Origin of the sequence: Lysinibacillus zambalensis, from assembly GCF_040183165.1 — a bacterium.
GTDB lineage: Bacteria > Bacillota > Bacilli > Bacillales_A > Planococcaceae > Lysinibacillus > Lysinibacillus zambalensis.
The window spans coordinates 1-332 of record NZ_JBEGDG010000083.1 but is presented as its reverse complement, the minus strand read 5'-3'; the positions used below and the strand labels follow the sequence as shown (position 1 = coordinate 332).

Genomic DNA, 332 nt, shown 5'->3' with positions numbered 1-332 from the left:
AGTCGATTGAGAAATATCATAACGGACTAATTGAAAAGTCAAACCAGCTATACGATGAGCTGCTTGAAAAAGAAATCATGCCAGAAATTGAAAGGGAAAATGAAAAGGAATTAGCATTGGAAGACCTCGCTCGAATGGTTGAAAAAGTAGATGAAGTGATTTCTGAATATGATCGAAAAATTGAGGATTCATCAGATGTAGCAGAGCGAAAGGCTTTAAGAACGGAACGGAAATTCCCAAAGCAAGCTCGCAAAAAATTAATCGACTATATTGAACGCAAACTAAAATATCAAAGAGACTTCGAAATCTTTGACGAACGAAATAGTTATTCG

Annotated in this window: 1 pseudogene; it reads left to right on the top strand. The window is 35.8% G+C overall.

From position 1 onward, the window contains the following. Positions 1-332, top strand: a pseudogene (locus ABNX05_RS26590) (IS5/IS1182 family transposase); the annotation flags it as partial.